The sequence below is a fragment of the Geofilum rhodophaeum genome, assembly GCF_002210225.1.
GTDB lineage: Bacteria > Bacteroidota > Bacteroidia > Bacteroidales > Marinilabiliaceae > Geofilum > Geofilum rhodophaeum.
Genome location: NZ_MWUJ01000069.1, coordinates 1 through 941, shown reverse-complemented (window position 1 = coordinate 941; position 941 = coordinate 1). Strand labels below are relative to the sequence as shown.

1 protein-coding gene is annotated in these 941 nt (G+C 30.6%); it reads left to right on the top strand.

Going from position 1 to position 941, the window contains the following annotated elements:
• Positions 1-903: C45 family autoproteolytic acyltransferase/hydolase (locus tag B4W65_RS17065; protein WP_146697841.1), on the top strand; the 903-nt coding region annotated here is incomplete at its 5' end.
• Positions 904-941: the final 38 nt, after the last annotated feature.

Genomic DNA, 941 nt, shown 5'->3' with positions numbered 1-941 from the left:
TGTCCTATTTTTGGGGAAGGCTACACAAACTATATTCCTTCAATAGAAAAATGGACGCATGAACTACTTGATGAAGTAAAAGGAATTAGTAAAGGCTCTGGAATTGATTTTAATACAATGTTTGCATTTCAGTTAATAGATGAAATATGGACAAATGGAAAATTAATTGACAAACCACATCATTGTACATCGGTTGGAATAAATAACTACAAAAAGGATGGAAGTTCGAATTTTATTGCTCAGAATATTGACATAACACCATTCTATCATGGTTTTGAAGTTATATTGGATATTAATAATAGTAATTCAGGCACAAGGAAATTAGTAACAACATTCGCTGGATATTTAGGAGTAAATGGTCTAAATAAACAGATTGGAATTACTGAGAATAGTTTAACGGATTTAAAAAGTTCTTTAGATGGTCTTCCAGTGTGTTTTATTTCTAGGGGAGTTTTGGAAAAAGACTCATTTAATGAAGCTATCTCTTTCATAAAAAAAGTAAAACACGCATCGGGTCAAAATTATATAATCGGTTCAAAACAGAATATTATTTCATTGGAATGTGCATCTGATTTAATTACTGAATATTGGCCTGATTATTCAAAACAGTATACTTTTCATGCCAACAGACCTTTAACAAACAACTCGTATCATCCTTCATATGTAGATTTGAGTTTTTTATATGGAACATGTAGTAGATTTGAAACTATGAGGAATAGAATACAAAATAACGACTCAATTGATATTGGGACTTTAAAAGACGTTCTCTCAATAGAACCAGTCAATAATTCTAACACCTTTGCTTCGACAATAATGGAGTTTAATGATACCTATAGCAAATTGAATATTTCCACAGGAAAGCCTGATTCAACAGAATACATAATACTAAGAATAGACAAATAACTTTGCATAACAATGTGTAAAAACAATAGCCGAAATGC